Source organism: Variovorax sp. 01T439_2, assembly GCF_056398445.1.
Map to the genome: position 1 here is coordinate 1 of NZ_JBFTPJ010000156.1, position 8,237 is coordinate 8,237.

An 8,237-nucleotide genomic window follows, 5' to 3' on the forward strand; every position below is an offset into this window, starting at 1 on the left:
ACTGCACGATGTTCGGGCGTACGGCACGAAGGGATAAAGTCATCTCCGCTGGTCTTTCCATAGTCATCATCATTTCTTCGGGGCGCTTCGGGGCGCCGCTCAAGTCGTTGTCATCGCTCATGGTGCAATCCGTCTGAAACTCGCGTAGTGGTCTGCCGTGTACCAGCAGGCCTCGGGTGTGGTGCGCTGTTCTCCGCCGCAGACAATGCGCCGTGCACCGCGATCGCGCGAGCCGGGCGTTGCCACCGTGTACTCGCGGTAGTGACCGCGCCGCGCGGGCGGCAAAAGACGCTCGCGGTTGCCAAATACCGTGCCGTCCTTTTCGAATCGGAAGGGGCCGCCACTCAGGATGGCTTCGTAGGTTCGCTGGCCCTGAACCGGCAGTTCGGACAGTGCAATCGATTCCTGGGCGGGCTTTCCGGTGCCGAACCATCCGCGGGCCTCGGCCCCCGTCGCCAATGCCACCAGCATCAAGCCGGTGAGCGCAAACTTAGTGACAGAGGACGTGATCGAGGCGTAAGCCGCCATGGGGCACCACAAGAAAAGAGCGGGGTTCCGAATTGGCAGCCAACCCTGGGGTTAACCCGCAAATTCAAGCCCGCGAGTGTGCACCACGCTGGCGAAAATAGCAAGCGACTGCCCAAAGTTTGAGCAGTCGCAAGGGGATCGAGTGGCGCTTTAAGTTGGCGGCCACTCTCGCCAAATGGCTTATCGCTCTGCGTTTGCGTCGGCGACTGTCAAGGCTGTCATGTTCACGATGCGCCGAACTGTTGCGCTGGCCGTGAGAATATGCACAGGTTTGGCGGCTCCGAGCAGCACCGGGCCGATCGCGATATTGCCGCCGGCCGCGGTCTTGAGCAGGTTGTAGGAAATATTGGCCGCGTCGATGTTCGGGAAAACCAGCAGGTTGGCGTCGCCCGCCAGCGCGCTGTGCGGCATGACGATCGCGCGCTGCTTGCTGTCGAGCGCCACGTCGCCGTGCATTTCGCCGTCCACCTCGAGCCAGGGCGCCTGCACGCGCAAGAGGTCAAGCGTCTTGCGCATCTTGACCGCGCTGGGCTCGTTGCTGGTGCCGAAGTTGGAGTGCGACAGCAGCGCGGCCTTGGGCTTGAGGCCGAAACGCATCATTTCCTCGGCCGCCATGGTCGTGATCTCGGCCAGTTCCTCGGGCGAGGGGTCGTAGTTGACGTGGGTGTCGACCAGGAACACCTGGCGGTCGGGCAAGAGCAGGCCGTTCATGCAGGCGTACACCGGCACGTCCTGCGGCGTGCTTTCGCAGCCGCCCGGGCGCTTGCCGATCACCTGGTCGATGTAGTGCAGGTGGATCAGCGTGGTGCCCCAGGTGCCGCAGATCATGCCGTCGACCTCGTCCTTGTGCAGCAGCATGGCGCCGATCAGCGTCAGGCGGCGGCGCATCTCGATCTTGGCGGTCTGCACCGTCTGGCCCTTGCGCTCGGTCATGCGGTGGTAGGTCTGCCAGAAGTCGCGGTAGCGGTGGTCCTGCTCGACGTTGACCACGTCGTAGTCGAGCTCTTCCTTCAGCCGCAGGCCGAACTTCTCGATGCGCTGCGCGATGATGGCCGGGCGGCCGATCAGCGTGGGGCGCGCAATGCCTTCGTCGACCACGATCTGGGCGGCGCGCAGCACGCGCTCTTCCTCGCCCTCGCAATAGGCCACGCGCTTCTTCTGCGCCCGCTTGGCGGCGTCGAAGATCGGCTTCATCGTGGTGCCCGAGGCGTAGACGAAGCTCTGCAGGCGGTCGCGGTAGGCGTCCATGTCCTTGATCGGGCGCGAGGCCACGCCGCTCTCCTCGGCGGCCTTGGCCACCGCGGGCGCGATCTTCATCATGAGGCGCGGATCGAAGGGCTTCGGAATCAGGTATTCAGGCCCGAAAGTCAGCTTTTCGCCGACGTAGGCGGCCGCGACGCGCTCGCTCTGCTCGGCCTGGGCGAGATCGGCAATCGCGCGCACCGCGGCAATTTCCATCTCGTCGGTGATCGTGGTGGCGCCCGAATCGAGCGCGCCGCGGAAGATGTACGGGAAGCACAGGACGTTGTTGACCTGGTTSGGRTAGTCGSTGCGGCCGGTGGCCATGATSRCGTCGGGGCGCACCGCATGGGCGTCCTCGGGAGCGATTTCCGGGTTCGGGTTGGCCAGCGCGAAGATTACGGGCTTGGGCGCCATCTTGGCCACCATGGCGGGCTTGAGCACGCCGCCGGCCGACAGGCCCAGGAACACGTCGGCGCCCTCGATCACCTCGGCCAGCGTGCGCGCCGTGGTTTTCTGCATGTACTGGCGCTTGTCGTCGTCCATGAGCTCTTCGCGGCCTTCGTAGACCACGCCGGCCAGGTCGGTCACGAACACGTTCTCGCGCCGGAGGCCCACCTTGAGCAGCAGGTTCAGGCAGGCCAGCGCCGCGGCGCCCGCGCCCGAGGTGACCAGCTTGACCTCGTTGATGTCCTTGCCCGCCACCTTGAGGCCGTTGAGCATGGCCGCCGCCACGGTGATGGCCGTGCCGTGCTGGTCGTCGTGGAAGACGGGGATCTTCATGCGCTTGCGCAGCTCGCGCTCCACGTAGAAGCAGTCGGGGGCCTTGATGTCCTCCAGGTTGATGGCGCCGAAGGTGGGCTCCAGCGCGGCGATCACCTCGACCAGCCTGGCCGGGTCCTTCTCGTCGATCTCGATGTCGAACACGTCGACGCCGGCGAACTTCTTGAACAGCACGCCCTTGCCTTCCATCACCGGCTTGGAGGCCAGCGGGCCGATGTCGCCCAGGCCGAGCACGGCGGTGCCGTTGGTGATCACTGCCACCAGGTTGCCGCGCGCCGTGTACTTGAAGGCGTTGGCCGGGTCCTTGACGATCTCTTCGCAGGGCGCGGCCACGCCGGGCGAATAGGCCAGCGACAGGTCGCGCTGGTTGATCATCTGCTTGGTGGCGGCAATGGCAATCTTGCCCGGCACCGGAAGCTCGTGGTACTCGAGGGCGGCGCGCCGCAGTTCGGCGCGCTTGTCTTCGGGCGTGGGGGTCGATGAGGTCGTCGAATCGGACATGGGCCGTTGCTCCTGGTGGCGCTTCTTCTGGGGGCGCCGATTGTAGACCTCGGCCCGCGGCGCCATAGGCCGCATGGCGCAGATCGGCCCTGCCGAAAGCGCGCAGACCCGTCAAGACGATGTGGCAATATGCGCAATCCGGAAAAAAACCGACGAGGAGCAGCCATGGCCCTGATGGATTTCATCAAGAAACAGTTCATCGACATCATCCAGTGGACCGAGACCGGCGACGGCACGCTGGCCTGGCGCTTCCCGATGGCGGAGATGGAAATCCAGAACGGCGCCTCGCTCACCGTGCGCGAGTCGCAGGTGGCGGTGTTCGTCAACGAAGGCCAGGTGGCCGACGTGTTCGGCCCGGGCATGTACAAGCTCACGACGCAGACGCTGCCCGTGCTCACGTACCTGAAGAACTGGGACAAGCTGTTCGAGTCCCCGTTCAAGAGCGACGTCTACTTCTTCAGCACGCGCCAGCAGGTCGACCAGAAGTGGGGCACGCCGCAGCCCATCACCATCCGCGACAAGGACTTCGGCGCCGTGCGCCTGCGCGCCTTCGGCAACTACAGCTTCCGCATCGGCGATGCCAAGCTGTTCCACACCGAGATCTCGGGCACGCGCGACGTCTACGGCGTGGCCGACCTCGACGGCCAGCTGCGCGGGCTGGTGCTGCAGAACATCAGCAACGCCATCGCGTCCAGCGGCGTGCCGTTCCTCGACCTTGCCGCCAACCAGATCCAGTTCGCCCAGGCGCTGGCGGCCCAGCTGGTGCCCGAGTTCGAGAAGATCGGCATCAAGCTCGAGAACATCACGGTCCAGAACGTCTCGCTGCCCGAAGAACTGCAGAAGATCCTCGACCAGAAGATCGGCATGGGCATGGTCGGCAACGACATGGGCAAGTTCATGCAGTACCAGACCGCGCAGGCCATTCCCAAGTTCGCCGAAGGCGCGGGCGGCGGCAGCGGCATCGCGGGCGATGCCATGGGCCTGGGCGCCGGCGTGGCGCTCGGCCAGGTGCTGGCGCAGAACCTCGCGCAGGGGCTGAGCCCGGGCGCGGCGGCACAGGCGGCCGCAACCCAGCAGCAGCCGGCCGTGGCCGTGGTGAGCCCGGCCGACGTGATGACCACGCTCGAGAAGCTCGGCGAACTCAAGACCAAGGGCATCCTCACGCAGGAAGAGTTCGACGCCAAGAAGGCGGAACTGCTCAAGAAGCTGGTCTAAGCACCGGCAATGGCTGAGCAAGCAGGCGCCCAGCGCGCCTACCGTGCGCCCTGCCCTGGCTGCGGCGCACCGGTCGAATTCAGGTCCGCGCAATCGGCCTTCGCCGTTTGCCCCTACTGCCAGAGCACCGTCGTGCGCCAGGGCGAGACGCTCGCGCGCGTCGGCAAGATGGCGGAGCTGTTCGACGACTTCAGCCCGCTGCAGCTGTTTGCCGCGGGCCGCATCCAGAACCAGCCGTTCACCATCGTCGGCCGGCTGCAATACAGCAACCCCGGCGGGCGCTGGACCGAGTGGATCGCCGCGCTGGACGGCGACCGCACCGGCATCCTGAGCGAGGACAACGGCGCCTACGTGTTCGCGCTGCCCTTCGAACTGCAGCGCGCCGCGCCACCGCCGGGCGACCTGCGCGTGGGTGCCACCAGCGCATTCAACGGCCAGAGCTACACCGTCTCGTCGAACGAGCAGGTGGCGCTGCTGTCCGCCCAGGGCGAACTGCCGCACCTGCCCGAGCTGGGCCGCCCCTTCCCGATGGTCGARCTGCGCAGCGACAAGGGGCTGGTGCTCAGCATCGACTACGGCACCGAGCCGCCGGGCGCCTACCTGGGCCGCTCGGTGCAGCTGGAGGACCTGCAGCTCACCGGCCTGCGCGACGAATCCGCCAAGGACGAAAAAGGCCGCGCCTTCAATTGCCCGAATTGCGGCGCGCCCGTCACCGTCAACCTGGCCGACAGCARGAGCATCACCTGCGGCTCGTGCAACAGCATCATCGACCTGTCGCAGGGCATCGGCGGCGAGCTGAAGCACGCGGTGCAGGACGAGCCCGTGCGCCCGCTCATCCCCATCGGCAGCACCGGCCAGCTGCAGGGTGCGCAATGGCAGGTGGTGGGCTTCCAGCACCGCATGGGCGTGGAGCCCGGCGACGACGAGCACTTTGGCTGGAACGAATACCTGCTGTACAACAAGAAGCGCGGCTTCAGCTTCCTGGTCGATGCCGAGGACGGCTGGAGCATGGTCAAGCCGACCACCGGCGCGCCGGTGATGGCCGAGAACGGCAGCAGCGCCAGCTACCTGGGCAAGCGCTACACGCAGCAATACGCCTACAACGCCGAGACCACCTACGTGGCGGGCGAGTTCTACTGGCAGGTGGAGCGTGGCCAGAAAACCTTCAACCGCGATTTCGCGAGCGGCAACGCGCTGCTGTCGATGGAGCGCTCGGCCAACGAGCTGACCTGGTCCTCGGGCAGCAAGCTCGACAGCGGCCTGGTGTCCGCCGCATTCAAGCTCGACGACAAGAAGGACATGTTCGCGCGCGGCGATGCGCTGCCGGTCAGCGCCGCATCGGGCCTGGGCTGCGGCACCATCATCCTCATCGTGATCGTCATCATCGTGCTGCTGGTCATCCTGAGCACCTGCAGCGGTGGCTCGTCCGGCGGGTCGCGCAGCTACGGCGGCTCCTACGGCGGCTATTCGAGCGGCGGCGGCCACAAATGAACAAGCGCAACATGGCTTCGCGCTGATGTCATCCACTACTGCAACTACGACTGGAGGTCCCCATGGGATTTGAATGGCTGAAACCGGGCGTGGTCCTCGGATCGCTCGTGTATGCGCTGCTTGGCGTGCTGATCTTCTGGCTCTGCTTCCTCATCATCGACAAGCTCACGCCATACGACCTCTGGGGCGAGATCGTCGAGAAGCAGAACGTGGCGCTGGGCCTGGTGGTGGCCGCCATGAGCCTGGGCATCTGCGTCATCGTGGCCGCAGCGATCCATTGAGCGGGGAGGCGGCCGTGTCCGCGCATTCCGCCGATGCGCGCGGGCCGCAGCCGGTCGAGATCGCGCTGCTGGCCAGCGTGTTCGTGGTCGCGGCCTGCGGGCTGGTCTACGAGCTGACCGCGGCCGCGCTGAGCTCCTACCTGCTCGGCGACTCGGTGCTGCAGTTCAGCACCATCATCGGCACCTACCTGTTCGCGATGGGCGTGGGCTCGTGGCTCTCGCGCTTCTTCGAGCGCCAGCTGCCGGCGCACTTCCTGCGCATCGAACTGCTCGTGGCGCTGGTCGGCGGCGCGCTGCCGGCCATTCTTTTCCTTGCGAACGCCTACGTGCCGGGCGCATTCCGCCTGCTGCTCTACGGGCTCGTGGTGGTGGTCGGCACGCTCGTGGGGCTCGAGATCCCGCTGGTGATGCGCATCCTCAAGCGCAACATCCAGCTCAAGAACCTGGTGTCGCAGGTGCTCACCTTCGACTACCTTGGCGCGCTGGCGGTGTCGGTGGCCTTTCCGCTCATCCTGGTGCCGCAGCTGGGCATGATCCGCACCGGCCTGCTGTTCGGCATCATGAATGCCGCCGTGGCCGTGTGGGCGCTGTGGCTGTTCCGCCATGAGCTGCGCCGCATCGGCGCGCATGCGCTGGCCTGCCTGCTGGCGCTGGCCGCGCTGGTCGGCGCCTTCGCCGGGGCCGGCCACATCACCACGCTGGCCGAGGACAAGTTCTACCAGGACCGCATCGTGTTCAGCGCCACCTCGCCCTACCAGCGCATCGTGGTCACGCGCGGGCAGCTCGGGCACCGGCTGTTCCTGAACGGCAACCTGCAGTTCGCCGAGCGCGACGAGTACCGCTACCACGAGGCGCTCGTCCATCCGGTGATGGCTGCGCAGGGCGCACCGAAGAAGGTCGCGGTGCTCGGCGGCGGCGACGGCATGGCGGTGCGCGAGATCCTGAAATATCCCTCGGTCGAATCGGTCACGCTGGTGGAGCTCGATCCGAACATGACCCAGCTTTTCACAACGCACGAAACGCTGGCGGCGCTCAACGGCCATTCGCTCTCGTCGCCGAAGGTGAAGATCGTCAATACCGATGCGTTCCAGTGGCTGCAGCAGCCCGGGGATATTTTTGATGTCATCGTGGTCGACTTTCCCGATCCCACCAACTTCGCGATCGGCAAGCTCTACACCAACAGCTTCTATGCGCTGCTCGAGAAGCGCCTCTCGGCGAGCGGCTACGCGGTGGTCCAGACCACTTCGCCGCTGGTCGCGCGCAAGAGCTACTGGACCGTGGCGGCAACCATCGAATCGGTCGGCCTGCAGGCGACGCCCTACCACGCGCATGTGCCGAGCTTCGGCGAATGGGGCTACATCATCGCGAGCCGGCGGCCGTACCGCATGCCCGATGCGCTGCCTTCGGGCCTGCGTTTTCTCTCGCCTTCCACCTTGCCGCTGATGTTCGACTTTCCGCTCGACATGGCGCGCGTGCCGGCTGACGTGAACCGGCTGTCGAACCAGACCCTTGTCACCACCTACGAGCAGGAGTGGGGCAAGGTGATCACGACGCACTAGGGCCTGTTAACGCTATGCAAGGGGTCGCGAAGCTCGCCACAGCCCGCCCATCAAGGCGCGYGACGCCGTGCGTGCGTSCGCACGCACAAGGARCGCAACGCCGAGGGGCGGGCTGTGGCGAGCTTCCCTKCGGGTTGCYTCGCCAARGGGCCGTCTGCGGCGTTGCCCGCGCTTGCAAGGYSMRAGCCTTGCTGCGCCCRGGCGCCTTGCAKCCAGCCCYTTGGCGAAGCAACGCGATCCCCTTCCATAGCGTCAACAGGCCCTAGGTCCGGACATGCAGCGGCGCGATTTCCTCAGCGTGGCCGGTGCGGCGGGTGCCCTTGCGCTCTCCGGCTGCGAGGCCCCGCCGCCGCCCATCGAAGGCGGCTTCACCGGCATCGACGTGGCGCGCGGCCATGCGCTGCGCGATGGCGCGCTCAAAGGCCCGTCTCCCGCAAGCGTCAAGCGCACGCGCGTGGTGATCGCCGGTGGCGGTGTCGCAGGCCTCGCCGCCGCGCGCGCACTGCGGCTCGCGGGCGTCGAGGACTTCGTGCTGCTCGAGCTCGAGGACGCGGCAGGCGGCAATGCGCGCGGCGGCATGGTGAGCGGCATTGCCTGCCCGCTCGGCGCGCACTACCTGCCGACGCCCGGCGACGATGCG

Annotated in this window: 7 protein-coding genes; 5 read left to right on the forward strand and 2 right to left on the reverse strand. The window is 66.5% G+C overall.

Translation table 11 applies throughout. From position 1 onward, the window contains the following. Positions 1–117: 117 nt before the first annotated feature. Both AC1DOC_RS10060 and AC1DOC_RS10065 read right to left on the reverse strand, forming a co-directional pair. Positions 118–528, reverse strand: a complete 411-nt coding sequence (locus tag AC1DOC_RS10060) for a guanyl-specific ribonuclease (protein ID WP_015868010.1) — start codon at positions 526–528, stop codon at positions 118–120. A gap of 180 nt (positions 529–708) precedes the next feature. Beyond that, positions 709–3,051, reverse strand: coding sequence for an NADP-dependent malic enzyme (locus AC1DOC_RS10065; RefSeq protein ID WP_478129749.1), 2,343 nt, complete (start codon positions 3,049–3,051; stop codon positions 709–711). A gap of 165 nt (positions 3,052–3,216) precedes the next feature. Here AC1DOC_RS10065 and AC1DOC_RS10070 point away from each other — a divergent pair, with 165 nt between their 5' ends. The 5 genes from AC1DOC_RS10070 to AC1DOC_RS10090 all read left to right on the forward strand — a co-directional run. Further along, positions 3,217–4,266 (forward strand): SPFH domain-containing protein, encoded by a 1,050-nt coding sequence (locus AC1DOC_RS10070; protein WP_436289884.1) that lies wholly within the window; start codon positions 3,217–3,219, stop codon positions 4,264–4,266. 9 nt (positions 4,267–4,275) lie between these two features. Further along, entirely contained in the window at positions 4,276–5,757 is a 1,482-nt protein-coding gene (locus AC1DOC_RS10075) for a DUF4178 domain-containing protein (protein ID WP_478129750.1), read from the forward strand. 62 nt (positions 5,758–5,819) lie between these two features. Next, positions 5,820–6,038, forward strand: a complete 219-nt coding sequence (locus tag AC1DOC_RS10080; protein WP_015868006.1) for a DUF350 domain-containing protein — start codon at positions 5,820–5,822, stop codon at positions 6,036–6,038. Positions 6,039–6,052: 14 nt separating this feature from the next. Beyond that, on the forward strand, positions 6,053–7,597 hold the full coding sequence (locus AC1DOC_RS10085; protein ID WP_478080265.1) for a polyamine aminopropyltransferase: 1,545 nt from the start codon (positions 6,053–6,055) through the stop codon (positions 7,595–7,597). Positions 7,598–7,871: 274 nt separating this feature from the next. Further along, positions 7,872–8,237, forward strand: a 366-nt coding sequence (locus AC1DOC_RS10090; RefSeq protein WP_478129751.1) for an NAD(P)-binding protein, incomplete at its 3' end; no start/stop codon positions are given.

Excerpts from the sequence above, each read along its gene's own strand:
- AC1DOC_RS10060 (WP_015868010.1), bottom strand. The coding sequence starts at position 528 with ATGGCGGCTTACGCCTCGATCACGTCCTCTGTCACTAAGTTTGCGCTC.
- AC1DOC_RS10070 (WP_436289884.1), top strand. The coding sequence starts at position 3,217 with ATGGCCCTGATGGATTTCATCAAGAAACAGTTCATCGACATCATCCAG.
- AC1DOC_RS10080 (WP_015868006.1), top strand. The coding sequence starts at position 5,820 with ATGGGATTTGAATGGCTGAAACCGGGCGTGGTCCTCGGATCGCTCGTG.